This window comes from Sphingobium sp. SG1 (genome assembly GCF_057063145.1).
The window spans coordinates 242,375-267,768 of record NZ_JBVVOJ010000005.1 but is presented as its reverse complement, the minus strand read 5'-3'; the positions used below and the strand labels follow the sequence as shown (position 1 = coordinate 267,768).

The 25,394-nt window shown below is 65.3% G+C and carries 28 protein-coding genes; 22 read left to right on the top strand and 6 right to left on the bottom strand.

Annotated elements, in window-relative coordinates; all coding sequences use genetic code 11:
• Positions 1-20 precede the first annotated feature (20 nt).
• The 9 genes from AC0KVN_RS14065 (at position 21) to AC0KVN_RS14025 (ending at position 7,235) form a co-directional block, all read left to right on the top strand.
• Positions 21-722 (top strand): glutamine amidotransferase, encoded by a 702-nt coding sequence (locus tag AC0KVN_RS14065; RefSeq protein WP_435568243.1) that lies wholly within the window; start codon positions 21-23, stop codon positions 720-722.
• A 154-nt stretch (positions 723-876) separates the two neighbouring features.
• On the top strand, positions 877-1,563 hold the full coding sequence (locus tag AC0KVN_RS14060; protein ID WP_435568242.1) for a glutathione S-transferase family protein: 687 nt from the start codon (positions 877-879) through the stop codon (positions 1,561-1,563).
• A 99-nt stretch (positions 1,564-1,662) separates the two neighbouring features.
• Positions 1,663-3,114, top strand: a complete 1,452-nt coding sequence (gene leuC / locus AC0KVN_RS14055; protein WP_435568241.1) for a 3-isopropylmalate dehydratase large subunit — start codon at positions 1,663-1,665, stop codon at positions 3,112-3,114.
• Between the two features lie 109 nt (positions 3,115-3,223).
• Positions 3,224-3,817 (top strand): 3-isopropylmalate dehydratase small subunit, encoded by a 594-nt coding sequence (leuD, locus tag AC0KVN_RS14050; RefSeq protein WP_004210902.1) that lies wholly within the window; start codon positions 3,224-3,226, stop codon positions 3,815-3,817.
• Between the two features lie 57 nt (positions 3,818-3,874).
• A complete protein-coding gene (locus AC0KVN_RS14045; RefSeq protein WP_004210904.1) occupies positions 3,875-4,198 on the top strand; it encodes a DUF1476 domain-containing protein in 324 nt (107 codons plus the stop codon).
• Positions 4,199-4,211: 13 nt separating this feature from the next.
• Entirely contained in the window at positions 4,212-4,445 is a 234-nt protein-coding gene (locus AC0KVN_RS14040) for a BolA/IbaG family iron-sulfur metabolism protein (protein ID WP_004210906.1), read from the top strand.
• Between the two features lie 64 nt (positions 4,446-4,509).
• Positions 4,510-4,842 carry a Grx4 family monothiol glutaredoxin gene (grxD, locus tag AC0KVN_RS14035; protein ID WP_037510599.1) on the top strand — a complete coding sequence of 111 codons (333 nt, stop codon included), beginning with the start codon at positions 4,510-4,512 and terminating at the stop codon, positions 4,840-4,842.
• Positions 4,843-5,277: 435 nt separating this feature from the next.
• Complete coding sequence (locus AC0KVN_RS14030) at positions 5,278-5,646, top strand: BlaI/MecI/CopY family transcriptional regulator (protein ID WP_004210924.1); 369 nt, start codon at positions 5,278-5,280, stop codon at positions 5,644-5,646.
• A complete protein-coding gene (locus tag AC0KVN_RS14025) occupies positions 5,643-7,235 on the top strand; it encodes a M56 family metallopeptidase (protein WP_483656156.1) in 1,593 nt (530 codons plus the stop codon). The genes AC0KVN_RS14030 and AC0KVN_RS14025 overlap by 4 nt, the downstream gene beginning before the upstream one ends.
• Before the next feature lie 5 nt (positions 7,236-7,240).
• Here AC0KVN_RS14025 and hemW read toward each other — a convergent pair whose 3' ends face one another.
• A complete protein-coding gene (hemW, locus tag AC0KVN_RS14020) occupies positions 7,241-8,416 on the bottom strand; it encodes a radical SAM family heme chaperone HemW (RefSeq protein WP_159365447.1) in 1,176 nt (391 codons plus the stop codon).
• 52 nt (positions 8,417-8,468) lie between these two features.
• Between hemW and AC0KVN_RS14015 the strand changes: the two genes are divergently transcribed.
• The 3 genes from AC0KVN_RS14015 to AC0KVN_RS14005 all read left to right on the top strand — a co-directional run bounded on the left by AC0KVN_RS14015 (position 8,469) and on the right by AC0KVN_RS14005 (position 10,642).
• Complete coding sequence (locus AC0KVN_RS14015) at positions 8,469-9,044, top strand: CAP domain-containing protein (protein ID WP_010337592.1); 576 nt, start codon at positions 8,469-8,471, stop codon at positions 9,042-9,044.
• Between the two features lie 114 nt (positions 9,045-9,158).
• Entirely contained in the window at positions 9,159-9,887 is a 729-nt protein-coding gene (locus AC0KVN_RS14010) for a hypothetical protein (RefSeq protein WP_483656155.1), read from the top strand.
• A gap of 134 nt (positions 9,888-10,021) precedes the next feature.
• Positions 10,022-10,642 carry a CAP domain-containing protein gene (locus tag AC0KVN_RS14005; protein WP_435568238.1) on the top strand — a complete coding sequence of 207 codons (621 nt, stop codon included), beginning with the start codon at positions 10,022-10,024 and terminating at the stop codon, positions 10,640-10,642.
• A 26-nt stretch (positions 10,643-10,668) separates the two neighbouring features.
• Here AC0KVN_RS14005 and rdgB read toward each other — a convergent pair whose 3' ends face one another.
• Positions 10,669-11,298 (bottom strand): RdgB/HAM1 family non-canonical purine NTP pyrophosphatase, encoded by a 630-nt coding sequence (gene rdgB, locus AC0KVN_RS14000; protein ID WP_435568237.1) that lies wholly within the window; start codon positions 11,296-11,298, stop codon positions 10,669-10,671.
• A gap of 127 nt (positions 11,299-11,425) precedes the next feature.
• Positions 11,426-12,142, bottom strand: coding sequence for a ribonuclease PH (gene rph / locus AC0KVN_RS13995; RefSeq protein WP_004210935.1), 717 nt, complete (start codon positions 12,140-12,142; stop codon positions 11,426-11,428).
• Between the two features lie 96 nt (positions 12,143-12,238).
• On the opposite strand from rph, the gene AC0KVN_RS13990 reads away from it, so the two are divergent.
• The 5 genes from AC0KVN_RS13990 (at position 12,239) to AC0KVN_RS13970 (ending at position 17,036) form a co-directional block, all read left to right on the top strand.
• Positions 12,239-12,766, top strand: coding sequence for a DUF6438 domain-containing protein (locus AC0KVN_RS13990; protein ID WP_435568236.1), 528 nt, complete (start codon positions 12,239-12,241; stop codon positions 12,764-12,766).
• 521 nt (positions 12,767-13,287) lie between these two features.
• On the top strand, positions 13,288-13,788 hold the full coding sequence (locus tag AC0KVN_RS13985) for a hypothetical protein (protein WP_435568235.1): 501 nt from the start codon (positions 13,288-13,290) through the stop codon (positions 13,786-13,788).
• 300 nt (positions 13,789-14,088) lie between these two features.
• The gene (gene hrcA, locus AC0KVN_RS13980; RefSeq protein WP_004210938.1) at positions 14,089-15,147 is read left to right on the top strand and encodes a heat-inducible transcriptional repressor HrcA; all 1,059 of its coding nucleotides are present in this window, start codon (positions 14,089-14,091) and stop codon (positions 15,145-15,147) included.
• Positions 15,144-15,707, top strand: coding sequence for a nucleotide exchange factor GrpE (gene grpE / locus AC0KVN_RS13975; protein WP_435568234.1), 564 nt, complete (start codon positions 15,144-15,146; stop codon positions 15,705-15,707). The genes hrcA and grpE overlap by 4 nt, the downstream gene beginning before the upstream one ends.
• A gap of 87 nt (positions 15,708-15,794) precedes the next feature.
• The gene (locus tag AC0KVN_RS13970; protein WP_435568233.1) at positions 15,795-17,036 is read left to right on the top strand and encodes a threonine synthase; all 1,242 of its coding nucleotides are present in this window, start codon (positions 15,795-15,797) and stop codon (positions 17,034-17,036) included.
• A gap of 38 nt (positions 17,037-17,074) precedes the next feature.
• Here the strand turns inward: AC0KVN_RS13970 and AC0KVN_RS13965 are convergent, their stop codons facing one another.
• The gene (locus tag AC0KVN_RS13965; protein WP_435568232.1) at positions 17,075-19,297 is read right to left on the bottom strand and encodes a TonB-dependent receptor; all 2,223 of its coding nucleotides are present in this window, start codon (positions 19,295-19,297) and stop codon (positions 17,075-17,077) included.
• Positions 19,298-19,574: 277 nt separating this feature from the next.
• Here AC0KVN_RS13965 and AC0KVN_RS13960 point away from each other — a divergent pair, with 277 nt between their 5' ends.
• Positions 19,575-20,243, top strand: coding sequence for a PadR family transcriptional regulator (locus AC0KVN_RS13960; RefSeq protein ID WP_435568231.1), 669 nt, complete (start codon positions 19,575-19,577; stop codon positions 20,241-20,243).
• Between the two features lie 4 nt (positions 20,244-20,247).
• Entirely contained in the window at positions 20,248-20,526 is a 279-nt protein-coding gene (locus tag AC0KVN_RS13955; protein WP_188082947.1) for a DUF2218 domain-containing protein, read from the top strand.
• An 84-nt stretch (positions 20,527-20,610) separates the two neighbouring features.
• Here AC0KVN_RS13955 and AC0KVN_RS13950 read toward each other — a convergent pair whose 3' ends face one another.
• Together AC0KVN_RS13950 and AC0KVN_RS13945 are read right to left on the bottom strand one after the other, a co-directional pair.
• Positions 20,611-21,102, bottom strand: coding sequence for an EF-hand domain-containing protein (locus tag AC0KVN_RS13950; RefSeq protein ID WP_037516271.1), 492 nt, complete (start codon positions 21,100-21,102; stop codon positions 20,611-20,613).
• A gap of 17 nt (positions 21,103-21,119) precedes the next feature.
• Complete coding sequence (locus tag AC0KVN_RS13945; RefSeq protein ID WP_435568230.1) at positions 21,120-21,926, bottom strand: DUF4198 domain-containing protein; 807 nt, start codon at positions 21,924-21,926, stop codon at positions 21,120-21,122.
• Between the two features lie 133 nt (positions 21,927-22,059).
• Here AC0KVN_RS13945 and AC0KVN_RS13940 point away from each other — a divergent pair, with 133 nt between their 5' ends.
• The 3 genes from AC0KVN_RS13940 to AC0KVN_RS13930 are packed head-to-tail and all read left to right on the top strand — an operon-like array spanning position 22,060 to position 25,389.
• Positions 22,060-24,153: a TonB-dependent receptor domain-containing protein gene (locus AC0KVN_RS13940; protein ID WP_435568229.1), complete on the top strand. Its 2,094-nt coding sequence runs from the start codon at positions 22,060-22,062 to the stop codon at positions 24,151-24,153.
• A gap of 4 nt (positions 24,154-24,157) precedes the next feature.
• Positions 24,158-24,925 carry an energy transducer TonB gene (locus tag AC0KVN_RS13935; RefSeq protein ID WP_435568228.1) on the top strand — a complete coding sequence of 256 codons (768 nt, stop codon included), beginning with the start codon at positions 24,158-24,160 and terminating at the stop codon, positions 24,923-24,925.
• A 32-nt stretch (positions 24,926-24,957) separates the two neighbouring features.
• Positions 24,958-25,389: a hypothetical protein gene (locus tag AC0KVN_RS13930; protein ID WP_435568227.1), complete on the top strand. Its 432-nt coding sequence runs from the start codon at positions 24,958-24,960 to the stop codon at positions 25,387-25,389.
• Positions 25,390-25,394: the final 5 nt, after the last annotated feature.

Sequence of the window (25,394 nt, the reverse complement as noted above, 5' to 3'; positions counted from 1 at the left end):
CTGGCTAGCTATCGGGGGTAATGAAAAGAGCGTTGATCGTCCGACATGTGCCGCGCGAGGGTGCGGCAGGCTATCTCCAGCCGATCGAGGCGGCCGGCTATCAGATCGAGCGGATCGATGTGGCCAGCCCCGATTTCGCCGATATCGACCTGACCGAGCCGGATCTGCTCATCATGATGGGCGGGCCGATGGGCGTCTATGAACAGGATGTGCATCCCTGGATCCCGGTGCAGATCGGCAAGCTTTCCGCGCGGCTGGCGGCGGACCGGCCGACGCTGGGCGTGTGCCTGGGCAGTCAGATGATCGCGGCGGCGCTGGGCGCGCGGGTCTATCCGGGCGGGCATATGGAGCTGGGCTTTGCCCCGGTCAGCGTCAACGCGGCGGGGGCGGGATCGCCGCTGCGCCATATCGACGGCGTGCCGGTGCTGCACTGGCATAGCGACACGTTCGACCTGCCCGATCAGGTCGAATTGCTGGGGTCGACCGATCGCTATGCGCATCAGGCGTTCCGGCGCGGGGCCAATCTGCTGGCGCTGCAATTCCACGCCGAAATGGGCGAGGATCCGCGCTTTGCGGATTGGCTGACCCATTTCTGGGCCGATCTGGACGTGGCCGGAAAATGCGGCATCGCGCTGCGGAAGGATCATGACGATCATGGGCCGGGCGCGGTGGCGGCGGGCCGGGCGATGATCGGCGAGTGGCTGGCGGGGATCAGGGCTTAAAATACTGATCCCCCACCCAACTCCGTCAGGATGCGTCTAACTTCTCCAACCCGCCTGATAAGCTGAGCTTGTCAGACCCGTGGATCGTTCCGCCTGTCGGGCCGTTTCCCGTTGCGCTAAGGGGACGCGCACCACGCACAGGGGAGATTGATCGATGGCCTATACGCTCATCACCGCCAACCGGAATTATTCGAGCTGGTCGCTGCGGCCCTGGCTGCTGATGAAGGGGCTGGGGATCGATTTCGTCGATCGGATCGAGCCCTTTGCCGCGCCGGTCAATTACAGCGCCTTTCGCAGCTTTTCGCCGACGGGACAGGTGCCGGCGTTGATCGATGGCGACCGGACGCTCTGGGATTCGCTCGGCATCCTCCTCTATCTGGCCGACCGGCATGAGGGCGTCTGGCCTGCCGATGCCGATGCGCGGGCCTTTGCCCAGTGCGCGGTGGCGGAAATGCACAGCGGCTTTTCCGCGCTGCGTTCGACCTGCACGATGAATGTCGGGGTGCGGGTGGAGCTGAACCTGATCGAGCCGGCGCTCAACAAGGATATCGCCCGGTTGCGCGAACTCTGGGAGCAGGGGCTGGCGCGCTTTGGCGGGCCCTATCTGGCCGGCGCCGATTTCAGCGCGCTCGACGCCTTCTATGCGCCGGTCGCCTTCCGGGTGCGCAGCTATGGCCTGGATGTCGGGCCGATCGCGCGCGGCTGGGTCGAGACCATGCTGGCCCATCCGGCGATGCGCGAATGGGAACAGGCGGCGCTGGCCGAAAGCTGGCGCGAGGAGGGCCATGAGGCGGAACTGGCGGCGGTCGGCCGCGTGGTCGAGGATTATCGCGTGGCGTAACATTATTGCTTCAGCCTTGCAAAAAGCGCACATTTTCCATCGCAAACTCCGTTTCTCCCCCTTTCCCCTGGCGCCTTACGGGTCTAGGGGGAGGGGACCATGGTTAAGCCACGCACCCTCTATGAGAAGATCTGGGACGCGCATGTCGTTGAACGGCGTCCCGATGGAACCTGCCTGATCTATATCGATCGTCACCTCGTGCATGAAGTGACGAGCCCGCAGGCGTTTGAAGGCCTACGCCTTGCCGGGCGCAAGGTGCGCCGGCCCGACCTGACCCTTGCGGTGCCCGACCATAATCTGCCGACGACGCCGCGTCGCGACGCCGATGGTCATCGCATCCCGATCGCCGATCCGGAAAGCGCGCAGCAGCTTGCCGCGCTGGAACGCAATGCGCCCGAATTCGGCGTGCGCCTAATCGGTGACGCGGACCCGGAACAGGGTATCGTCCATGTCGTCGGCCCGGAACAGGGCTTCACCCTACCGGGCACCACTCTGGTCTGCGGCGACAGCCATACCAGCTCGCACGGCGCGCTGGGCGCGCTGGCCTTCGGCATCGGCACGTCCGAGGTCGAGCATGTGCTGGCCACCCAGACCCTGCTGCTGAAACAGTCCAAGACCATGCAGGTCGTGGTCGAGGGCGAGCTGGGCTATGGCGTCACCCCCAAGGATGTGGCGCTGGCAATCTGCGGCACGATCGGCACCGCCGGCGGCACCGGCTATGTCATGGAATATCGCGGGTCGGTGTTCCGCGACATGTCGATCGAGGGGCGCCTGACCGTCGCCAACATGTCGATCGAGGCGGGCGCCCGGTCCGGCCTGTTCGCGCCGGACGAGAAGACCTTCGCCTATATCGAGGGCCGCCCGATGGCGCCCAGGGGCGCCGACTGGGATGCGGCCGTGGCCTGGTGGAAGACGCTGCACACGGATGAAGGCGCGGTGTTCGACAAGACGGTCGTGATCGACGCGACCGACATCGTCCCCAACGTCACCTGGGGCACCAGCCCCGAGGATGTGGTGCCGGTGACCGGCGTGGTGCCCGATCCGGAAAGCTTCGCCGATGCGTCGAAGCGCGCCGCCGCGCAGAAGTCGCTCGACTATATGGGCCTGTCCGCCGGACAGAAGATGGAAGATGTCGCGATCGAGCATGTCTTCATCGGCAGCTGCACCAACAGCCGGATTGAGGATCTGCGCGCCGCCGCCGGCCTGCTGAAGGGGCGGCATATCGCCGCCGGCATCAAGCATGCGATGGTCGTGCCGGGGTCGGGCCTGGTCAAGCGCATGGCCGAGGCCGAGGGGCTGGACCGCATCTTCCTCGACGCCGGTTTCGAATGGCGCGAGCCGGGCTGTTCGGCATGCCTGGGCATGAACCCGGACAAGGTGCCGGCCGGCGAACGCTGCGCGTCGACCAGCAACCGCAATTTCATGGGCCGTCAGGGTCCGGGGTCGCGCACGCATCTGGTCTCGCCGGAAATGGCGGCGGCCGCCGCGCTGACCGGCCGGTTGACCGATGTGCGCGCATTGATGGGTGAAAAAGAGGGGATGGTCGCATGAAGAAGGTATTCTGGGTGCTGGCGCTGGGTGCGCTGGCCAGTGCGGCGATGGCCGCGACGCTGGGCCGCGCCGAGGACGGTCCTGCGGTGGAGGCGAAGCGGGCGCACTGATGGACAAGCTGACTACCGTTGACGGCCGGGCCTATCCGTTCGGGATGAAGAATGTCGACACCGACATCGTCATCCCGGCGCATTGGCTCAAGACGATTTCGCGCGCTGGCCTGGGCAAGGGCGCGTTCGAGGTGCTGCGCAAGGAACCGGGCAATGTCTTTGACGATCCCGAATATGCCGGCAGCCCGATCCTGATCGCGGGCGACAATTTCGGCTGCGGCTCCAGCCGTGAACATGCCGCCTGGGCGCTGGGCGACCTGGGCATCAAGGTGGTGATCGCGCCGAGCTTTTCCGACATCTTCTCGGGCAATGCGTTCAAGAACGGGATATTGACCGTGGTGCTGCCGCAGGAGGCGATCGACCGGCTGATGGAGGTCGCCAAGACCGACCCTATCCATGTCGATCTGGAGCAGCAGAGCGTCACCACCCAATATCAGGATCGCTTCAGCTTCGAGATCGATCCGTTCCGCAAGCATTGCCTGCTGGGCGGCCTGGATGAGATCGGCCTGACCCTGGACGAGGCGGATGTGATCGACGCGTTCGAGGCGAAGGATGCCGCTTTGCGCCCCTGGCTGGTGCCGGCCGTTGCCTAAAGGCGCGGTTCCGCCTATCTCTGAACGCGACAGACGCATTTCAACAGGGCTTCACGCATGACCACTTTCGACGACCGCGAGCGCGCATTTGAAAATATGTTCGCGCACGACCAGGAGATGCAGTTCCGCATCCAGGCGCGCCGCAACCGCCTGCTGGGCGAATGGGCGGCCGCGAAGATGGGCCTGACCCCTGAGGAAACCGACGCCTATGCCAAGGCCGTCGTGCAGGCCGATTTCGAGGAAGCGGGTGACGAGGACGTCATCCGCAAGCTGCTGGGCGACATGACCCAGGCGGGCCTCGACATCGACGAAGCGGGCGTACGCACCGCGCTCGACGAGCAGGCGGTGATCGCCCGCCGCATGTTCATCGAAGCGCAGTAAGGCAGGTATCGCCATGCCGATGGCAGCAGACGATATTGCCGAGATGATCAAGACCGCGATCCCGGATGCGCAGGTCGAGATTACCGACCTTGCCGGCGACGGCGATCATTATGCGGCGAAGGTCGTGTCCGAGAGCTTTCGGGGCATGAGCCGGGTGGCGCAGCAGCGCGCAGTCTATGCGGCGCTGGGCGGACGCATGGGCGGGGTGCTTCACGCCTTGCAACTGACCACCGCCGTTCCCAACTAACCGCCATAGCGACATTCGCGTCCCGCCGCGCGGCGACGCCAGACAAAGAATTGGACCCAGTGAAATGACCGACGCCGTGCAGCAGCGGATCGCCGACATCGTCAACGGTAATGACGTGGTGCTCTTCATGAAGGGCACGCCGCTCTTCCCCCAGTGCGGCTTTTCCAGCCGCGCGATCGCGATCCTGGAGCATCTGGGCGTGAATTACGACACGGTCGACGTGCTGCAGGACCAGGCCGTCCGCCAGGGCATCAAGACCTTCTCCGACTGGCCGACCATTCCCCAGCTTTATGTGAAGGGCGAATTTGTCGGCGGCAGCGACATCATGATGGAAATGTATGAAGCTGGCGAGCTTCAGCAGCTGATGACCGACAACGGCGTCGCTGCGGCGAACTGATCGACGGCTCAGGGCGAAAGATCGAGGGGGCGGTCCGCTGGTCGGGCCGCCCTTTTTCTTGTCTGCAGTGCGTGCATATGAAGCCGGCCAGGGACGGTTCAATGTGCTGCAAGTCCGGCTGGCGATAAGGTCTGTGAAAGCTTCGGGAACGGCCACCGGGTGGGGGATGCCTGCGGAGACCGTGCCGGCATCCCCCGGGTAGTTGAACGGTGGGTATGTGGGAAGAGAAGCATCCGGCGTACCAGAAGTGGAAAGCCACGCATTCGTGCATGGTTCAAGGGTTAACGCCGGCAGTCGTCCGCTGTCGTTTGTAAGGTCGCCCGACACTTTCGTCGAAAAGCCATTTGGGCCGAGCCACTTTCCTGATTGACTACATCCGTAATCGATGCGACTACATGTGTAGTTGGAGAGTCGGAACAGGGTCGGGATCAGGCAGTGAGCGAAAAGATCAGCGAAGCGGAACTGGTGGTGATGGAAGCGCTGTGGGAACAGGCGCCGGCAACCGCCAATGATGTCGCCGATCGCGTCACCGCCGAACGTGACTGGAGCCTGCAGACGGTCAAGACCTTGCTGTCGCGGCTGATGGCCAAGGAGGTGATCGCCGCCGACCAGGATGGCCGCCGCTTCCTCTATCGCCCGCTGGTGGCGCGAGAGGATTATGTGGCGAGCGAGTCCGGCCGGTTGGTCAATCGCCTGTTCGGCGGTCGCATCTCTCCCCTGGTCGCCCAGCTGGCGAGCCAGGACCAGTTGAGCGCGGATGATATCGCGGAGCTTGAGGAAATCCTGAAGGGGTTGAAATCATGAGCGTCTGGATGGCCGAAACGCTGATCGCCACGACCCTGCTGATGGCGATGGTGATGATGTTGCGACGCCCGGTGGCGCGCTGGCTGGGGGCGGGGGCGGCCTATTGGCTGTGGCTGCTGCCGCTGGCCCGGATGCTGTTGCCGACCTTGCCGCGCGAGGTCGCCGCGCCTTCGCCGCTGCATAATGTCGTGGACCAGGCGGGCCTGCCGGCGCTGCTGGAGATCGCGCCTTCGCCCGCGCCCCAGGCCGCCGCGACAAGCATCCCCTGGCTGGAAATGGCGATCGGCCTGTGGGCGCTGGGCGTCGTCCTGTTCCTGGTCGTGCAGGCGATCGGCTATGCCCGGTTTCGCCGCGACATATTGGCCGGATCGACGCCGCTGGGCGAGGAAGGGCGCATCCGCCTGATCACCAGTCCGCAGGCATCGGGACCGCTCGCCTTCGGTATTTTCCGGCCCTATATTGTCCTGCCGGCCGATTTCGGGCTGCGCTATGACGTGCAGGAGCAGGATATGGCGATCGCTCATGAACGCGCCCATCATGAGCGCGGCGATCTGGCCGCCAATATGGTCGCGCTGCTGCTGCTGGCGCTGCACTGGTGCAATCCGGTCGCCTGGATCGCCTATCGCGCCTATCGCGCCGATCAGGAAACCGCCTGCGACGCGCGCGTCCTCTCGCTCTACGGCCAGGATCAGGCCCATGCCTATGGCCGCGCCATATTGAAGGCCGCCGGTGGTCGCCAATTTGCCGGCGCCTGCCATCTCACCCGCATCACCACGCTCAAGGGGAGGCTGAAAATGCTTTCGAGCCATGAAACATCGTTGAAGCGCATCAGCTGGGGCATGGCCGCCGTCGCCATGGTCGTTGCCACGGGCCTGGCCCTCACCGCATCGGGCAGCCGCGCCGCGCAGCAGATGGCGGCAATCACCGATAAGGTCGATCAGGCCGATTTCGCCAAGCTGACCAACCTGGTGTCGCAGCCCGTATCGGCGCGGGAGGCCCTGCCGCAGGCCGCGCCGGTTCCCGCCGCCGCGCCCATGCCGGCGGCAGCGCCGGTCGCCCATGCCGATCGCGTGCCGCCTGCACCGCCCGTGCCGCCGGTTCCGGCCACCGACATCGTGCCCCCGGTTCCGCCGGTCCCGCCCGTGCCGCCGGTGACGGTGCGCAGCGAGCCGGGACGGGTGATCGTCACCCATGCCAATGGCCGGGTCGAAACCCATCGCATCCCGACCGAGGCGGAGATTGCCCGCATGGTGCCGGTGGTCGACGTGCGCGAAGGCTGCGAGGGCGACAAGGTCACCAGCCATCGCGAATTTGTCGATGCCAATGGCCGCCGCAACATCCGGGTGCGCATCTGCGAGCGGGCGATCGAGGCGCAGGCCCGCAAGGCGGAGCGGATCGCCATGCTGAACGCCCGCGATGCCGAGCGCATGTCCCGCAATGCCGAACGGGCGGGGCGCAATGCCGCGCGCGCCGGGCTGACCGCCGCCCGTGCCCAGATCGCCGCCAGCCGCATGCCGGAAAGCGATCGGGCCGAGGCACTGCGCGACATCGACCAGGAACTGGCCGATCTCGATCGCAATCCGGACTGAGGCTTTTAGACCGCCACCACTTCGGGCAGGATGGCGTCGAGCAGCAACATGCCCGCCGGGCTGACCTGAAGCCGGTTGCCGGTTCGCCAGACCAGCCCCAGATCATTCATCCGGTCGACCGCCCGATCATCCACCAGCGCGTCGATCGGCAGGCCCGAGAGGCCGGCGATCCGGGCCAGATCGACCCCTTCGCCCAGACGCAATCCCATCAGCAGCGCCTCGCGCGCCTTGTCCTCGGCCTGCAGCGGCACTTCCTGTTGCAGGCCGTTGCCGTTGCGATCGACCGCGCCCATCCAGTTTTCCGGCTTCTTGTGGCGCAATGTCGCCATGCCACCGCGGCGGCCATGGGCGCCGGGGCCAATGCCGACATAGTCGCCATAGCGCCAGTAGATGAGGTTATGGCGGCTTTCCTGCCCCGGCCGGGCATGGTTGCTGATCTCGTAGGAAGGGATGCCGGCCTGCGCGGTCATCGCCTGGGTCAGCTCATAAAGGGTGGCGCCATGATCCGGGTCGACCGGTGTCAGCTTGCCCTGCGCGGCGAGCGTGGCGAAGCGCGTGCCCGGCTCGATCGTTAACTGATAGAGCGACAAATGGCCGGTGCCGAAGGAGAGGGCGCGCGCCAGCTCCGCTTCCCAGTCCGATTCGCTCTGGCCAGGGCGCGCGTAGATGAGATCGAAGCTCACCCGGTCAAAAATGCGACGAGCCGTGTCGAGTGCGCCCAGCCCTTCATCGACGTCATGGGCACGCCCCAGGAAGGCCAGCGCCTCATTGTCGAGCGCCTGCAGGCCAAGCGACACGCGGTTGATCCCGGCGGCCGCCAGATCGCCGAAACGCGCGGCTTCCACCGAGTTCGGGTTCGCCTCAAGCGTGATCTCTATGTCGTTGGAAAAGCCCCAATGTCTTTCCGCCGCCTCGATCAGGGAAGCGGCGATGCGGGGCGGCATCAGCGACGGCGTGCCACCGCCAAAGAAGATCGAACGGAGCGGTCGCCGGCCGGTTTTTTCCGCCTCATGGGCAAGGTCGGCGAGCAGCGCAGCCTGCCACGCATCGGCGTCGATCCGGTCGCGCACATGACTGTTAAAATCGCAGTAAGGACACTTCGAAACACAAAATGGCCAATGAACATATAGGCCAAGAGCCTCGGTGAAAGCCGGTGGGGCGAGAAGGACTTCGGGTGACATGAGTGGACATATCTTTAGACGCGTTCAGCGCGGCCCGCTAGCGGCTGCACTGATGCTTTTCGGCGGGATGATCGCAGGGGCGGTCGCACCGGCATCGGCTTCGGTCAATCGCGACGTGTGGAATTATTATAATATCCAGCCGGCGCCGCGTTCCGACGCGATGCTGCGCCAGGTGGTGATGGACGTGCATAATCGCGAGCGCCAGTCGCTGGGCGTGCCCGCGCTGGCCTGGGATGATCGCCTGGCGGCCGATGCGGCCGGCTATGCGCGCCAGATGGTGCATACCAACCAGTTTCGCCATTCGCACGGCGGTGAGCGCGACGAGGAAATCGGCGAAAATCTGTGGATGGGGACGCACCGGGCCTATGGCTATACCGCCATGCTCGACGCCTTCATGGACGAACGCCGTGCCTTCGTGTTCAAGGCCCGCTTCCCCGATGTCAGCACGACCGGCAATTGGGAAGATGTCGGCCACTATACCCAGATGATCTGGCGCGGCACCCGTCGGGTCGGCTGCGCGCTGGGCGAGGGCGCCCAATATGATTATCTGGTCTGCCGCTATTATCCGGCCGGCAATGTCTATGGCATGAGCCCGTTCGACCGCGACTTTGGCGGCTGGCAGGGCTGAAGGCGTTTCCCAGGCGGATCATTTTTCCTCTCTGTCGATTATGCCTTGAAGCGCAGTCGGCAAAAGGGGGGAGGAAAAATGCAGCCCGTTTCAAGAACAAGGCCATGGGCCTGCATGGGCACGGCGATTACGCTGCTTGCCCTTTCTGCGTGTGGTTCACCATCTCCCACGTCTGATAATCAGGGCGCTGCGCCTGCCACGCCCGAAAATGCTTCCACCGCCGCCCAGCCAGACACGGCACCGGTCCCCCGATCCAGCCAGGCCGACTTGACGCCCCTGTCCTGCACCGCCGAGATCGGCGCCGCTGCGGCCGAGCGCCGCGTCAAGCTGTGCATCAGCGTGTCGCCCGCCACCCATCCGCCCTGCAATGCCGCCAATAGCTGTGCGATGATCGAGGATGAGATCGCGCGCAGTTGCGCGCTGTTCGACGGCCAGGGCGAGCCGATGGCGGGATGCACGCCCGAACCCAGGAGCATGGCGGCCGCGGCGGCCGTGGTGCAGCGTTATTATGCGGCGATCAACGCGCGCGACTATGGCACCGCCTGGAGCCAGTGGGGCGAGAATGGGCCGGCAGGGCAGACGATGGAGAGATTCCAGGCCGGCTTTGCCGCCACCCGTGCGACCCATGTGACGATCGGCCGGATGACGTCGGGCGATGCGGGTGCGGGCTCCGTCTACCAGCCGGTGCCGGTGACGATCGACGCGGAACTGGCGGATGGCACGCGCCAGCATTTTGCCGGCACCTATGTCGTGCGGCGCGTCAATGATGTCGACGGGGCATCGGCCGCGCAGCGGCGCTGGCATATCGATTCGGCGAAGCTGCGACCCGTTTCGTCGGAGTGACGTGGACAGGCGATCGCCTGTGCCGGACTATTCATCCCTGCTTCACACGATCGGGCGTTTAGCCGCAGCATCGCGTTCCGAACCGGCCGGGCCGGGGGAGAGGCGCGGGCTATCGGGTCGAAAGAACAAAAACGATGCGCGGGTGGAAATGGGGGCTGGCCGTTGCGACGGCCGCCATGATGCTGGGGATTTTCGGAGGCAAGGGGCAGGCGGCGCCGGCGCGGCGCGCGCCCAGCCCGGCCGAACACTATGGCATGGAAGAGGCCGATCGCGACGATGGGCTGCTGCAGGACGTGGTCCTGGGCATGCATAATGACGAACGCAGCCGCTGGGGCCTGACCCCGCTCGCCTGGGACCGGACGCTGGCGGCGGATGCGGCGCGCTATGCGCGGCAGATGGCGCGGACCAACATCTTTGCCCACAGCCCGCGCGCGACCCGCGCGGTGCCGAGCGGCGAAAATCTGTGGATGGGAAGCCGGGGCCTCTATGATTACGAGGTGATGGTCGGCGCCTTCCTCAATGAACGGCGCTATTTCCGGCGGGCGGGCAAGATGCCCAATTTCAGCACCACCGGCCGCTGGCAGGATGTCGCCCATTATACCCAGATCATCTGGCGCGGCACCCGGTCGGTGGGCTGCGCGCTGGCCGAGGGCCGCAGCTTCGACTATCTCGTCTGCCGCTATTATCCCGCCGGCAACATGTTCGGCATGGGGCCGCTGGATGCGGCGCCGGTGCTGGCGGGCGGCGAGGAATAGGGGCGGCCGGGACCGCCCCCATCCGATCAGATCACCGCCTTCACCAGCTGGGCGAAGGCGTCGGCGCGGTGGCTCATGGCGTGCTTGGCGTCCGGGTCCATTTCGCCGAAGCTGATGTCTTGGCCCAAGGGCTGGAACATCGCGTCATAGCCAAAGCCATTTGCCCCGCGCGGCGGCCAGACCAGCAGGCCGTCGACCCGGCCCTCGAACGCCTCGACATGGCCGTCGGGCCAGGCGAGGGCCAGGGCGCAGATGAAATGCGCGCCATGGCCGGCATCTGGCCCCTTGGCCTGCACCCCGTCCCACACTTTCTGCATCGCCATGCCGAAGTCCTTTTCCGGCCCGGCCCAGCGGGCGGAGAAGAGGCCCGGATCGCCGTTCAGCGCCTCGACGCACAGGCCACTGTCGTCGGCGAGCGCAGGCAGGCCGGAGAGGTCGGCCGCCTGCATCGCCTTCAGCTCGGCATTGGCGATGAAGGTGGTGCCGGTCTCCTCCGGCTCGGGCAGGTCGAGCGACGCGGCGGAGATCGGCTCGATCCCATAGGGGCCGAGCAGGGCGGCGATTTCCCGCACCTTGCCGGCATTGTGGCTGGCGATCACCAGCTTGCCGGGCTTCAGCTTGCGGATCGCCTGTTCCTGTCCATAGTCGTCGCTCATCTGGCTCTACCCTGCATTATTTCCGTCATCCCAGCGAAGGCTGGGATCCCCCTTCTTTCTGACGTTAGAGCCGAAAGAAAAGGGAGATGCCAGCTTTCGCTGGCATGACGGCATTTTGTGTTTTGGCTTACCGACCCGTCGCCACATCCTGCGCGGCGAAGATCTTGGCGCAGCCGATGCGGGCGAGGCGGAGCAGGCGGAGCAGCTCTTCCTCGTCATAGGCGGCGCCTTCAGCCGTGGCCTGCACTTCGGCGAACTTGCCGTCGCCGGTCAGGATCAGGTTGGCGTCGGTCTCGGCATTGCTGTCCTCGGCATAGTCGAGGTCGAGCACCGGCGTGCCTTCATAGATGCCGCAGCTGATCGCCGCGACCTTCTGGATGATCGGGTCTTCGCTGAGCGCGCCCGAGGCGAGCAGCTTGTCGACGGCGATGCGCAGCGCAACCCAGCTGCCCGAGATGGCGGCGGTGCGGGTGCCGCCATCGGCCTGGATCACGTCGCAGTCGATCACGATCTGGCGCTCGCCGAGCTTCTTGAGGTCGACGACGGTGCGCAGCGAGCGGCCGATCAGGCGCTGGATTTCCTGGGTGCGGCCCGACTGCTTGCCCTTGGCCGCCTCGCGGCTACCGCGGGTGTGGGTGGCGCGCGGAAGCATGCCATATTCGGCCGTGACCCAGCCCGAACCCTTGCCGCGCAGGAAGGGAGGCACCTTTTCCTCGATCGAGGCGGTGCAGAGCACGCGGGTGTCACCGAAGCTGACGAGGCACGAGCCCTCGGCATGGATGGTGAAGCCGGGTTCCATGGTGATGTCGCGCATCTGGTCGGGCGCGCGGCCGGAAGGACGCATAATATTCTACTCCGAAGCGGTCAGGTGGCGGGCCTTAGCGCTCGGCTGCGCTGCATGCCAGTGCCAAGCGCCAAAAGTTGCGATAAGAGGGGCGCCATGAAGAGAGTGATGATGATGGGGCCGGTTGCGATGTTGGCGCTGGCGGGATGCGTGACCGACCGGGAGAAGGTGGAGCTGGAGCCGCCGACAGCCGCCGGCGACACGATCCGCTTTACCGCCGGTCGCTGCTTTGGCGCCTGTCCCGCCTATACGCTCACGGTGACGCCCGATGGCTCGGGCCTGCTGGAGCCCGAGCGCTTCACCTCCGTCCCCGGTCCGACCCGATTCACCGTCAGCGCCGCGCAATATCGCCAGCTGCGCACCGGCCTTGCCCCGTGGAAGCCGGCGACCGGCACGGCAAAGCGCATCGCCCAGGGCGAGAATTGCACCCGCTTCGCCACCGACATGCCCAGCTACACGATCGAATGGACGCGCGGCGGCGGGAAGAACGGGACGAAGCCGACCCGGCTCGATTTCCAGTCCGGCTGCATGGACAGCCGCTATGCGAAACTCCGCACGACGATCGGCACCATCCCCAAGACGCTGGGCATCGAACCGATGCTGAAGCCCAAGCCGGCCAGCTGAACCGCCGCCCCGCGACGCGACAGCCCGAAGTTCACAGTGTCGCAGGGGTAAATTGCGTCGATTCCGGCGAATTGCGCCTGCCACGCGCCGGCGAAGCGACGGCCACGCGACACGAGAGTCACGCCAACGCGACAGTCGCGCGCCTCTGACGCGACAGCGAGGCGACACTGAAACGACAGCGACGCGACGGTTTTGGACGTTGGGCGGGGATATGAAGGGGACGGCAGAGGCGCTCGGTTCCATCGCACAGGGTAGATCAGAAGAGCGGCGAATAGGAAAGGGAGGCAGGAATGCGCCCATTCACGTCGTTTGACGGCAATACTGTCGCGCTCAATTGTGGACATTCAGAGCGCGACTGAGTCTGGGAGCAAGCCGCCATTCTCTAACGACGTCATGAGCGGTCGAATCCGCCGAAACCGGCCTTGTTTTCAGATTTTCATCGTCAAATCTGGCTGCTAGTGCTCTGCTTTTTCCGAGCATTGGTCAGTATATATTGTGCAAGGGCAACAGTTGGGGGGAGTATGCAGAATTTCGACGTAGCAGACGTTATTGATGAAATTCGCCGGGCGATGGATTTGTTTGATGCGCCCGATTTAGGCTTGGAGCCCCTTATCCGGTACGTAGGCGACGCGGCTGGGAGGATTCTGCAATATGCGATTGAATACGAAATGCCGTTCGAAGAGGTAGCCCACCGCGCTTTCTCGTTGATACCTGATTTCGATTTGGATTTTAGAATGGTCGCCAACTTTGCGGAGAAGGCGATCCCAGTCAGCTTAGATTATGCTGAATTCTCGTTGAAATCCATAAAGGGGCTCGCCGGGCCAGCTTTGAAAGTCGTGTCGCGCATCCCAGTAAAGCAGGTTGCAGTCGGAGCGGCCGCCTGTGTGTTTGTAGGTGCTGCAGGATATGCAGGCTATAAATATGTCTCAATGAGAGGGAAAAAAGGAAAGGGCAGAAGTGAGATAGAAAAGGTCGAAAGCGGCCCCTGTGCACAAGTAGGGGCCAGCCGCTGGATCGACTGAGGTTTACGCGCAGTCAATCGATGGCTTTAGCGGAAGCGGCCGCAACAGCAGCGTTGGAATACCTGGCCTGGTCGGCAGCCGATGCCGAGCGGCAGATATCCTCGAAACGTGGCTCTAAAGCGGATAGTCGCCTACCGGCCATTTGCGCGCATCACCACCTCGGCTTCGAGTTGCAGAACCCCGCTGCCTTCCCGCTGGAACCAGGAAAAGCGGGATGCCGGGGCAGGCCCGGCATGACGGATAGGGAAATGGCCCATCTCCCCCGTTGAGCCCAACCCCAAAGCCGCCTACATCATCGCCATGGCCGCCACTGCCTCCATCGCCGAACTGAATGACCGCGCGCGCGACGTGTTTCGCATGGTGGTGGACAGCTATCTGGGCACCGGGTTGCCGGTGGGGTCGCGCACGATCAGCAAGATGGGGCTCAGCCTCTCGGCCGCGTCGATCCGCAATGTGATGCAGGATCTGGAGGAACTGGGCCTGCTCGCCGCGCCGCACACCTCGGCCGGGCGGATGCCGACCGAGACCGGGCTGCGGCTGTTCGTCGACGGGATGATGCAGGCAGCCGAGCCGTCGGTCGAGGAGCGCCGCGCGATCGAGGCGGGGCTGGCCGAAGTGGGGCTGGCCGAGGGCGGGCCGATCGAGGAGGCGCTGTCGGCGGCGACGGCGACGCTGTCGGGCCTGTCTGCCTGTGCCGGCATCGTCATGGTGCCGAGGCGCGAGCCGGTGTTGCGCCAGTTCGGCTTCGTGCCCTTGAATGACCGGCAGGCGCTGGCGGTGCTGGTCGGGCAGGACGGATCGATCGAGAATCGCGTGCTCGACCTGCCGCGCGGGGTGACGCCGTCGATGCTGAACGAGGCGGCCAATTTCATGTCGGCGCGCTTTGGCGGGCTGACGCTGCGCCAGGCCGGCGACCTGCTGGCCCGCGAGATGGAGCAGGAGCGCTCCACGCTGGAGGGCGCGGCGCGCGAACTGGTGACGCGCGGCATCGCGATCTGGAGCCATGACGCCGATGACCGTCCCGTGCTGATCGTGCGGGGGCAGGCGCATCTGATCGACGATGGCACCGCCGCCGACCTCGACCGGGTGCGGCAATTGCTGGAGCAACTGGAGGGCAAGCAGGAGATTTCGCGCCTGCTGGAGAGCGCGCTGGCCGGCAGCGCGACCAAAATCTTCATCGGTTCGGAAAACAAGCTCTTTTCCCTTTCGGGTTCATCGGTCATAGCCGCCCCCTATCGCGGCGGGGACGGCCGGGTCGTCGGCGTGGTCGGCGTGATCGGCCCCACGCGCTTGAACTATGCCCGAGTGATCCCCATGGTGGATTTCACCGCACAGACGCTGTCGAGATTGATGAGATGAGCGAAGACAAGCAGACTATCGAAAATACCGAAACCCTGGACCAGCTGCCCGAGGAGGAGACCCCCGTGGACGCCCCTGAAAACGCCAATGCCGAGCGTATCGCAGCGCTGGAAGCCGAGCTGGAAACGGCCAAGCAGGACATTCTCTACGCCCATGCCGACACGCAGAATGTGCGGCGCCGGCTGGAGAAGGAACTGGCCGACGCGCGCGCCTATGCCGCGACCAGCTTTGCCCGCGACATGCTGTCGGTGGCCGACAATCTGGGCCGGGCGCTGGCCGCCATCCCCGCCGAGCTGCGCGAGGACGACAAGTTCAAGGGGCTGGTCACTGGCCTGGAAGCCACCGGCCGCGAGCTGGAGGCGGTGTTCGGCCGCAACGGCATCAGCAAGATCGAATCGGTCGGCCAGCCGCTCGACCCGAACAAGCATCAGGCGGTGATGGAACTGCCGTCGGCGGACGCCGAGCCGGGCACCGTGCTGGTGGAAATGCAGGCCGGCTACAGCATCAAGGACCGCTTGCTGCGCCCCGCCATGGTCAGCGTGGCGAAGAAGCCGGACTGACAAATATCCGCCCCGTTCGGGCTGGATCGGTCAGGGTCCCCCGTGGGGCCGCGAACGCACCGAATCCTTGCTTGAACGGAGGCCCTTTTGATTCACGACCTCAACCTCACCACCGACCGTCCAACCTTTGTTACCCATCTCGAATGTTCGCTGACCGGCGAGCGTTATGAGGCGGATCGGCTGCATGGGCTGTCGGCGGCGGGCAAGCCGCTGCTGGTGCGCTATGATCTGGACGGCGTGCGGGCCACGCTGACCAAGGAAGCATTGGCCGCGCGGCCGATGGACCTGTGGCGCTGGCGCGAATTGCTGCCGGTGCGGCAGACCAGCAACATCGTGAGCCTGGGCGAGAATGCGACGCCGCTGATCCCGCTGCCGCGCACGGCCAAGCGGCTGGGTGGGGCGCAACTGCTCGCCAAGGATGAGGGACGGTTGCCGACGGCCTCGTTCAAGGCGCGGGGCCTCGTCATGGCGGTCTCCATGGCCAAGGAACTGGGCGTCACGCAGGTGGCGATGCCGACCAACGGCAATGCCGGCGCGGCGTTGGCCGCCTATGCCGCGGTCGCCGGCATGGAATCGGTGATCTTCTGCCCGGCCGACACCCCCGAAGTGAATGTGCGCGAGATCGCGGCGCAGGGCGCGCGGGTCTATCGCGTCAACGGCTATATCGACGATTGCGGCGCGATCGTCGGCCAGGGCGTCAAGGAACGCGGCTGGTTCGATTTCTCGACCTTGAAGGAACCCTATCGGATCGAGGGCAAGAAGACGATGGGGCTGGAACTCGCCGAACAACTGGGCTGGGAACTGCCCGACGCGATCTTCTATCCCACCGGCGGCGGCACCGGCCTGATCGGCATGTGGAAGGCGTTCGATGAGCTGGAGAAGATCGGCTTCATCGGTCCCAAGCGGCCCAAGATGTTCGCGGTGCAGGCCGAAGGCTGCGCGCCGATGGTTCGCGCCTTCGAGCAGGGTGTGGAATTTGCCGAGCGCTGGGAGGACGCGCAGACCATCGCCATGGGCATTCGCGTGCCCAAGGCGGTGGGCGACTTCCTGATCCTGCGCGCGGTACGGGAAAGCGGCGGCGCGGCGCTGGCGGTGTCGGATGCGGCAATCGCGGCGGCAGTGCGCGACGTGGCGCGCGACGACGGCCTGCTGCTCTGTCCCGAGGGCGGGGCGACGCTGGCGGCCTACAGCCGAGCGCTGGACGAGGGGCTGATCGGGCGGGATGAACGGGCTGTGCTGTTCAACTGCGCCAGTGGCCTCAAATATCCGCTGGAGGACCAGAGCCGCACGCTCGACCGGCACGCGCCGATCGATTTCGCGTCGCTCTGATGGCCTGAACGGGCGGGCCGTGGCCCGCCCGCTTATGGTCAGAAGCGATAATCCCAGCCCAGGGTGAAGAGCCGTCCGCGACCGGCGAAGAAGGCCAGACTGTCGTTGGGCAGGCGCGTGTCGCTATTATAGTCGATATAGAATTTATCGAACAGATTCTGGACGCTGAGATAGACGCCGCCCAGTGATGCGGTGTCGTAGCGGAGATAGGCGTCGGTGACCGCATAGCCGCCGAAATTGTTGCCCCGGTCCGGGTTCGCCTTGCCATGGAAATTGCGCGACAGATAATATTGGGTCTGCAGTCGCGCCGAGATGGCGCCATGGCGATAGTCGGCAGCGACGTTCAGGCGATCGGGCGAGATGTTGGTGCCGTCCAGATCGGTATCGACGATGCCGTCGGGATTGGCGCTGTCGCTGTCATAGCGGCCCTTGAGATGGGCATAGCCGGTGGAGAGCTTGAGCCCCGGCAGCGGCGTCTGCACGCCGAGGTTGATTTCCAGCCCTTCGATCTCGACCCGCTGGCGCTGGACGGTGAAGATGCCGTCGCCTTGCGCGATCAATATCTGTCCCTTGTCGCTGGACGACCAGAAATAGGTGGCGCTGGCGTCGATCGGGCCGCGCTTCACCTCCAGCCCGATTTCGCGGTTGTTGGAGACGATCGGGCTGATGTCGAGATAATCGTCGAGGTCGACGCCCGCGACGCCGATCGACCGGGTGACGCGGCCGACATCGGGCATGGTGAAGCCCTCGGCATAGCTGGCATAGGCACGAATGCCCTCAAGCGGCTCGAAGATGAGGCCGCCGTTCAGCAGTGCGTCGGAGAATTTGGGCTTGCCGCCATCGACATCGACGCCGCCATAGGTCGCTACATTCTTCCCGTCATAGGTGGTCGATGCCAGGGTGTGGAAATTGTCGATCTTCACCTGCACATTTTCCCAGCGCACGCCGCCGGCGACGCGGACCAGCCCGTCGGCGATCTTCAGATTGGCCTGAGCGAAAGGGGCGATGGAGCGGAAATCGCTGGGCGGCACCCAGGTGCGGCCGGTGACCATCAGTCGTTGTTCCGTCTTGTCGAACAGGACGTCGAGGCCGACCGTGGTGGTCAGCGCCTCGAAGCCGGGCAGGGCGCGTTCATAGCTGATCTTGCCGCCGATCTTGCGCGACCGGTTCTGCGACTGGTCGAACAGGGTGCCGGGCGTCGCGATGGCGGGATCCTGGAAGGTCGGGATCGCGGCGAATTCGCCGCCGAAAATGTCGCGGCTGCGGTTGAAGAAAAGCTGGGTGACGAGGTTGCCGCCGGCGACATCGCTGTCGGTGTAGGAGAGGGACGCGCTTTCGGTGCGGTTCGATCCCGGCGTGCCAGGGGCGTCGCCCTTGACCGCGGTGGTGGGGAGGCCGTTGGCGCGGCTGCCGGGGAGCGGGACATAATCGCCATCGCCCTTCAACTCATAGCGATTGAGGATGAGGTCGAGCCGGCCGGTATCGCCGACGGCATAGCCCAATCGCGCGAAGATATCGGTGGTCTGCGATGCCTGGGTCTCGCCTTGGGTCAGGTTGATGCCGATGCGGCGGTTGCGCGCGTCGTAGAAGGCGCCGCGCTTTTCATAGGAGGCGCCGACCGTGGCATCGAAAGCGCCAGCCTTATACTGGACCAGTCCGGCCGCCTTGCCACCGAAGCCATCACCGTCGAAATCGTCGCTGGCCGATCCCTGCAGCAGCACCCGGCCGCTGATGCCCTCCTGCTTGGGCGCGCCGACCGTCACCTGGTTGACGATGCCGCCGGTGCCGCCAATGCCCTGCAGCGCGTTGGAGCCGTAGATGAGTTCGACCCGGTCGATGAAGAAGCCGTCGATGGTGAAGCCGTCGCGGCTGCCATCGCGCAGCGGGGTCGACTGGGGGATGCCGTTGATGGCGTAGAGCGGCGAGCGGCCGCGCAGCGTTTCGCCCGCGCCCGACAGTTTGCCGCGCGTGGGCGAGAAGCTGGGGGTGAGGGTGGAGATGGCATCGGTGACCGAGCCGGAGATCGCGATCTGCTGGTCGAGCATCTGCTTGTCGATCAGGTCGATCGTCAGCGGCAGTGCATTGGGCGGCAGGATCGAGCGGGCGGCGGTGACGACGATCGATTCGGCGCCCTTGGTGTCAGCGTCGGCCTCGGCCTGCTGCGCCATGGCTGGCGATGCGAGGGCGATGGTCAGCGCCGCCAGCGCGATTGCAGAGCGACGAATTTCGATATGATGCAGCATCGCGATCCCCTGATCCATGTTGGGCAGGGCTGCTAACGACAATCGATCGCAAGAACAATCACATTCTGCATAATGCTTATGCGATGAGGTGATAAGCCCGATTTTCCGGCGTTTCGGGTGGGTGTCTCTATCATAAGATGCATAAAGATATATCTCATGCATTGACGTTGGTGAATTTTAAGATATATCACAATGCATCATCAAGCATTTTGAAAGAGAGAATATGCATTTTCCCCATTCCGATCGCGGCGCTGGGCGCCGGGGTTGCCGGCCGGGCCGGCACATGGATGACGCCATGGCCGATCGCGGTTTCGACCCGCGCAGTTTTGGCCATCGTGGTGGACGCGGCCATGGCCGCTTCTTCGGACCGGGCGGCTTTGGCCCCGAGGGTTTCGGGCGCGGTTTCGGCGGTGGTCGGGCCGGGGGCCGGGGCGGTCCGTTCGGTGAGGACGGCTTTGGTGACGGTCCCTTCGGCGGTGGCCGGGGCGGGCGTGGCGGTGGGCGCCGGCGGCTGTTCGGCAATGATGCGCTCAAGCTCATCCTGCTCAAGCTGATCGCCGATGCGCCGCGCCACGGCTATGAACTGATCCGCGAGATCGAGAGCCTGTCGGGGTCTGTCTATGCGCCCAGTCCGGGCGTCGTCTATCCGACCCTGACCCTGCTGGCCGACATGGACCTGATCGCCGAACAGCCCGGCGAAGGCAGCCGCAAGCTGTTCGCCATTACCGAGGCGGGCACCGCCCATCTGGCCGAGCATGAGGCCGGCGTTGCCGAGGTGATGGAGAAGCTGGCGCATCTGGCCCGCAAGGCCGAACGTAATGATGCCGCGCCGGTGCGCCGCGCGCTGCAGAATATGCGGGTGGCGATCCAGCATCGGCTTGAAAAGGAAGGCGCCGATTCCCAAACCATGTTCGACGTCGCGGCCCTGATCGACGAGGCCGCCAGCAAGATCGAAAGGCTCTGATCCCATGACGCTGACCGCCACCGTGCCGACCACCCATGGCAGCCGTTACCTGCAGCAGCTTTGCAAGCATTGGAGCCACAAGTTCGAGACCAGCTTCGATGCGGACAAGGGCGAGATCGCCTTTCCGATGGGGCCGATCCACCTGAGTGCCGATGCCGAGCTGCTGACCGTGGTGCTGGAACCCAATGCGGACGCCGATGTCGAGAAGTTCAAGCAGGTCGTCGCCGACCATCTCGACCGCTTCGCCTTCCGCGAGGCGCCCTTGCCCTTCCACTGGGCCTGACACGCGAAAGGGGCCGGGTCTGCACGGCCCGGCCCCTTCCCTGGTAAGCTCGATGAGGACCGGAAATCCCGGTCCTTCTTTGTGTCAGCTATCGGTCTTGGCGCGCATGGCGGCCATGCGGGCGTTGGTCGCCTGCACGTCGGCGGCGGTGACGATACCGTCCTTGTCGGCGTCCTGCTCGGCAAAGGCACGCGCGCCCGATGCGTCATATTCGGCCTGGGCCATCTTGCCGTCCTTGTCCTTGTCGAGGACGTTGAAGCGGACATGGGCCTGGCGGATCTGGCGCTGGCGCTCCTCGGTCTTCTTCTCTTCGGTCAGGCTCGATTCCGCGAGCTGCTTTTCGAGGCGGGCGGCATATTCGCCGACATATTCCTCCTCCGACACCCAGCCATCGCCATTGGCATCGGTCGCCTTGAAGCGGGTGACGCGCACCGCGTCGAATTCGGCGCGGGTGACCTGGCCGTCATGGTTGCTGTCATAGTCGTGGACGAAGGCGCCGCCTTCATGCGGGGCGGCGAAGGCGGGCGTGCCGGCGGCGGCGACGACGGCGGCGATCAGGATGGAACGGGTGTTCATGGTGTGTCTCCGGAATATCAGGCGGCGTCGAACGCCAGCGTGTAGGTGTAGCTGCGATAGGGTGTTTCCGACCCGGCCGGTGCGGCGCCGCGATGGCGGACCAGGATCAGATAGGTGCCGGCATCGTCCGGCTTCAGGCTGAAGCGGCCCTGTGCGTCGCTCTTGGTCTCGGTCGCGACCTTGCGGCCGTCATGCACGCCGGCGCTGCGGAACAGGGTGACCTGCGTGGCGGGCAGGGGCTTGCCGTCGAACAGCAGCACGAAGCTGGCGTCGCTGCCCGACACGATGGCGTTGGGATGGGTGACCGGCTGGATTTCGAGGCCCGTGCCGACCGGCTTGAGCGCGGCCTGCGTCGTCTGGCCGCGGGTGACATAGGCGTCGGCCAGCGTCATGCTCTGCACCTCGACCTCCTGTGTGCCGGGCTTGGGATCGCCGCCCTCGCCGCGCATCTGCCATGTGTCGCCGACGCGGAACATCTTGCCCTTGCGCCCGGCGCGCTGGCCGGTGGTGATGCGATAGGTGCCGTCCGCCTTCAGATCGGCCTCGAACACCGACAGGTCACGCAGATAGGTGACCGGGCCGGTGGTCGCCTGGCTGCCGTCCGGCGCGACCAGGTGGAAGGGGGCGTCGCGCATCGCGACCTCGGGGACGAAGGCATCCTCGGCAAAGGCCGAGGTGACGGTGACATGGTCGGCCTTTCCGGCGTCGAACAGGGTCGGCAGCACATAGGGCATATGCGCCTGAGCGGCGGTGGCGCCGGCCAGTAGCAGCACAGGCAAGGCGGCGGCGAACAGGGCGTTCACCGGGCGGCGATGGTTGGACAATGGGGTTCCCCTTGGTTTCGTTACGCTCCTCTATAATATATAGTGAGAATCACTTGCAATAGCATTTAATGCGGGTAGAGAGCGGCCAACCCGGCGCGTGATGCGCCGCAACAATGATACGGGGGCATTTTTCATGACCAAGTCCAAGACCCTGCTTCTGCTGGGCACCGCACTGATCGCACTGCCGTTGCCGGCAATGGCCCAGGAGCAGAGTGACGACATTGCGGTCGCGAGCGATTCGCAGTTCGCGCTCGACCGGATGATCATCTCCGCCGGTGTCGAGAAGGTCGCGCTGGACACGCCGCAGGCGGTGACCGCGCTGGACCAGGAGGATATCGACCAGCTGCAGGCGACGACGATCGGCGATCTGCTGGAAGGCATGCCGGGCGTCAATGTGCAGGGCGGCGTCGGTCAGCTCGGCCAGGGCTTCAACATTCGCGGCATGGGCACTGCGATCGGCGATAGCGACAACCGCATCCTGATGACGGTCGATGGCGTCACCAAATTCTACGAACAATATCGCATGGGCGCCTTCTTCAGCGAGCCCGAGCTCTACAAGCGGGTCGAGGTGCTGCGCGGGCCGGCATCCTCCACCCTCTATGGCGCGGGCGCGCTGGCGGGCGTGATCAACTTCACCACCAAGGATGCGTCTGACTTTCTGCGCGACGGCGACAAGCTGGCCGTGCGGTTGAAGGGCGCGACCGAAACCAATGCGCAGGGCCATACCCTGTCGGGCATCGTCGCGACCGAGCCGGTCGACGGCGTCGAGCTGCTGGGCAGCTATAATTATCGCCGCACCGACGATTACAAAAGCGGCAATGGCGACACCGTCGCTGCCTCCGCCACCGAATCCGACAGCTGGCTGGTCAAGGGCCGGGTCGCGATCGGCGGCAACAAGAAGCATGCGATCTGGGCGTCCTACCAGGACTGGATCAGCGACGCGCCGCAGGTCTATGACCAGATTTCGGCCGCCACCGGCAGCTCGCTGATGCGCCGCCGGGTCCACGACAAGACCGCCGTGCTGGGCTATGTGAACGACTTCGACGGCAGCAAGCTCTTCAATGTCGAGGCGCAGGTCGCCTATTCGCTGTCCAAGGTCCACCAGACCGAGACGACCTTCCTGGGCGCGAACCTGGAATATTCCGATTTCTCCTATGAAAGCTGGCAGGCCAAGGTCCAGAATACCAGCGAGTTCGCCATGGGCGGCGACTGGACGACCTTCCTGATCCTGGGCGGCCAGTGGAGCACGCAGGAACGGCGCAACCCGCGCGTCAATTTCGACGGCACGGTGACGCCGGGCGCGGGCACCCATCCCGAAGGCGACATGGACCGCTATGGCCTGTTCGGTCAGCTGGAGATCGTCTGGTCCGACAAGCTGACCATCATGCCGGGCGTACGCGTCGACTGGACCCGACTGACGCCGGGCGACACGGTGGTCGGCGGCACTGTCCTGACCGACAAGGTGAAGGATAGCGGCGTGTCGCCCAAGCTCGCGGCGCTCTACAATCTCACGCCCTGGTTCGGCCTGTTCGGGTCGGTCGCGCGCACCGTGCGCATGCCCAATATCGACGAAATCTTCACCCGCAGCGCAACCCGGCCGAACAATCCGGACCTGAAGCCCGAGAAGTCGGACAATTATGAAGCCGGCTTCACTCTGTCCTTCGACGATATGCTGGGCAAGAATGACCGCTTCCGCGCGAAGACCACCCTGTTCCAGAACGACGTCAAGGATCTGATCGTCAACGTCTCGGCCGCGGCGGGCACGCCCTATTTCCAGAATATCAACCGGTCGCGCTTCAAGGGGATCGAACTGGAAGCCGAATATGGCATGGGCGGCTTCTATGCGCGCGGCAATGCCAGCTTCATCGATGGCAAGAACCGGCTGACCGGCGATTATCTCAACACCATCCCGGCGAACGACTATCGTCTGACGCTGGGCTATAATGATGTGGCGAGCGGCCTGTCGGGCGGTTGGACCGGCGAATTTGCCGAGCGGCAGGACAAGGTGACGCCGGGCAGCTTCGCCTCGGCCGGGTCGGGCCTGGCGACGCCGGGCTACAGCGTCCACAACCTGTTCTTCGCCTTCAAGCCGCAGGGTGGCGTGGCCAAGGGCTTCGAATTCCGCATCGCCATGGATAATATCTTCGACAAGCAATATCGCCGCCATCTGTCCTCGCTCGCCGCCGAGGGACAGAGCTTCCGCTTCACCGTGGCGAATACCTTCTGACGCCATGACGGGCGTGCGGCGTCCCTTTCGCGTCACGGGGCCGGCGGCGGCCTCGCTCGGGATCAACGCGCTGCTGATCGCGGCGCTGCTGAACCTGGGCATGGGCCGCGCGCCGAAGCGCGAGGAGGGGGCTGCACTGACCGTCATGTCGCTGGCGGCGCTGAAGGGCGTGGAGCAGGGGGCGGAACAGGCCGAGGCGGCGGCGGCGACGGCGCAGCCCGAAGCCCCGGTGCCGACGCAGGCGCCGCCCCCCACGCCGGTCAGCCCGCCGCAGCCGGTGCCGCCGCCGATGGTGGCGATCCCTTCCGCATTGTCGCTGCCCGTCGCGGCGGCGCCGGCTGCTCCGTCCACGCCGGCGGCCGCGGCGGCGCCATCGTCGCAGCCTGCGGCCAGGGCGGCGCCAGTCATGGCCGCCAGCGCCGGCGCGCCGCCGGCCCGGCGCGGCATTGCCGACGGGCTGGACGCCAACGCCCCGGCCGGCAACAGCCGCGCCTATGCCGCGCGGGTGCGTTCCTGGCTCTATGCCCACAAAATTTATCCCCGCCGCGCCAAGATGCGGCATGAGGAAGGGGTGGTGAAGGTCCGCTTCGTGATCGACCGCGCCGGCATGCTGATCGAAGGGCGGGTGATCAGCAGTTCCGGCCGCGCCTCGCTCGACGAGGAAGCCGCCGCCATGCTGCACCGCGCCTCACCCTATCCCAAGGCTCCGTCCGACATATCCGGCGACCGCATCGAATTCACCGCGCCGGTGGAGTTCGTGCTGCCGGTGTGAAACGAGGAACTGGACAAGAATAGGAGATTCCGATGTTGTCCATTGTCCTGGCCCTGGGGGCCGCCGATCCGGGATTGCCGCATAGCTGGGCTGAGTTCGGCCGTGCCGCGGCGCTGAGCCATGTCGAGGAAAAGGTGGAGATCGCCACCGACCCGGACCGGCGCAGCAGCGAATTTCCCTATAGGCTGCGCTACAGCCGGACCGATGGCGATGGACAGGTGATGGTGCGCTGGGCCGACAGCCGCGATTGTCCGACTGTGACGGCGGTGATCCAGCCCTATGGCATTCCCGGCGAATCCCTTTCGATCGTGATGGACGGCACCGGCTATTTACTGTCTGCCCCCTCGGCCGATGCGATGGGACGGATCAGGATCAGTTCCAACGTGCATACGCCGCTGGCTCTCTGGGTCGATGACGCCTTCACCCGGCTTGCCCCCTGCTGGCGGGACAAGCCGGGTGCTTAAGGCCG

What these genes read in the sequence shown, in the direction of transcription:
- AC0KVN_RS14065 (WP_435568243.1), top strand. Translation starts at nt 21, where the DNA reads ATGAAAAGAGCGTTGATCGTCCGACATGTGCCGCGCGAGGGTGCGGCA.
- AC0KVN_RS14060 (WP_435568242.1), top strand. Translation starts at nt 877, where the DNA reads ATGGCCTATACGCTCATCACCGCCAACCGGAATTATTCGAGCTGGTCG.
- leuC (WP_435568241.1), top strand. Translation starts at nt 1,663, where the DNA reads ATGGTTAAGCCACGCACCCTCTATGAGAAGATCTGGGACGCGCATGTC.
- leuD (WP_004210902.1), top strand. Translation starts at nt 3,224, where the DNA reads ATGGACAAGCTGACTACCGTTGACGGCCGGGCCTATCCGTTCGGGATG.
- AC0KVN_RS14045 (WP_004210904.1), top strand. Translation starts at nt 3,875, where the DNA reads ATGACCACTTTCGACGACCGCGAGCGCGCATTTGAAAATATGTTCGCG.
- AC0KVN_RS14040 (WP_004210906.1), top strand. Translation starts at nt 4,212, where the DNA reads ATGCCGATGGCAGCAGACGATATTGCCGAGATGATCAAGACCGCGATC.
- grxD (WP_037510599.1), top strand. Translation starts at nt 4,510, where the DNA reads ATGACCGACGCCGTGCAGCAGCGGATCGCCGACATCGTCAACGGTAAT.
- AC0KVN_RS14025 (WP_483656156.1), top strand. Translation starts at nt 5,643, where the DNA reads ATGAGCGTCTGGATGGCCGAAACGCTGATCGCCACGACCCTGCTGATG.
- hemW (WP_159365447.1), bottom strand. Translation starts at nt 8,416, where the DNA reads ATGTCACCCGAAGTCCTTCTCGCCCCACCGGCTTTCACCGAGGCTCTT.
- AC0KVN_RS14015 (WP_010337592.1), top strand. Translation starts at nt 8,469, where the DNA reads ATGCTTTTCGGCGGGATGATCGCAGGGGCGGTCGCACCGGCATCGGCT.
- AC0KVN_RS14010 (WP_483656155.1), top strand. Translation starts at nt 9,159, where the DNA reads ATGGGCACGGCGATTACGCTGCTTGCCCTTTCTGCGTGTGGTTCACCA.
- AC0KVN_RS14005 (WP_435568238.1), top strand. Translation starts at nt 10,022, where the DNA reads ATGCGCGGGTGGAAATGGGGGCTGGCCGTTGCGACGGCCGCCATGATG.
- rdgB (WP_435568237.1), bottom strand. Translation starts at nt 11,298, where the DNA reads ATGAGCGACGACTATGGACAGGAACAGGCGATCCGCAAGCTGAAGCCC.
- rph (WP_004210935.1), bottom strand. Translation starts at nt 12,142, where the DNA reads ATGCGTCCTTCCGGCCGCGCGCCCGACCAGATGCGCGACATCACCATG.
- AC0KVN_RS13990 (WP_435568236.1), top strand. Translation starts at nt 12,239, where the DNA reads ATGAAGAGAGTGATGATGATGGGGCCGGTTGCGATGTTGGCGCTGGCG.
- AC0KVN_RS13985 (WP_435568235.1), top strand. Translation starts at nt 13,288, where the DNA reads ATGCAGAATTTCGACGTAGCAGACGTTATTGATGAAATTCGCCGGGCG.
- hrcA (WP_004210938.1), top strand. Translation starts at nt 14,089, where the DNA reads ATGGCCGCCACTGCCTCCATCGCCGAACTGAATGACCGCGCGCGCGAC.
- grpE (WP_435568234.1), top strand. Translation starts at nt 15,144, where the DNA reads ATGAGCGAAGACAAGCAGACTATCGAAAATACCGAAACCCTGGACCAG.
- AC0KVN_RS13965 (WP_435568232.1), bottom strand. Translation starts at nt 19,297, where the DNA reads ATGGATCAGGGGATCGCGATGCTGCATCATATCGAAATTCGTCGCTCT.
- AC0KVN_RS13960 (WP_435568231.1), top strand. Translation starts at nt 19,575, where the DNA reads ATGGCCGATCGCGGTTTCGACCCGCGCAGTTTTGGCCATCGTGGTGGA.
- AC0KVN_RS13955 (WP_188082947.1), top strand. Translation starts at nt 20,248, where the DNA reads ATGACGCTGACCGCCACCGTGCCGACCACCCATGGCAGCCGTTACCTG.
- AC0KVN_RS13950 (WP_037516271.1), bottom strand. Translation starts at nt 21,102, where the DNA reads ATGAACACCCGTTCCATCCTGATCGCCGCCGTCGTCGCCGCCGCCGGC.
- AC0KVN_RS13940 (WP_435568229.1), top strand. Translation starts at nt 22,060, where the DNA reads ATGACCAAGTCCAAGACCCTGCTTCTGCTGGGCACCGCACTGATCGCA.
- AC0KVN_RS13935 (WP_435568228.1), top strand. Translation starts at nt 24,158, where the DNA reads ATGACGGGCGTGCGGCGTCCCTTTCGCGTCACGGGGCCGGCGGCGGCC.
- AC0KVN_RS13930 (WP_435568227.1), top strand. Translation starts at nt 24,958, where the DNA reads ATGTTGTCCATTGTCCTGGCCCTGGGGGCCGCCGATCCGGGATTGCCG.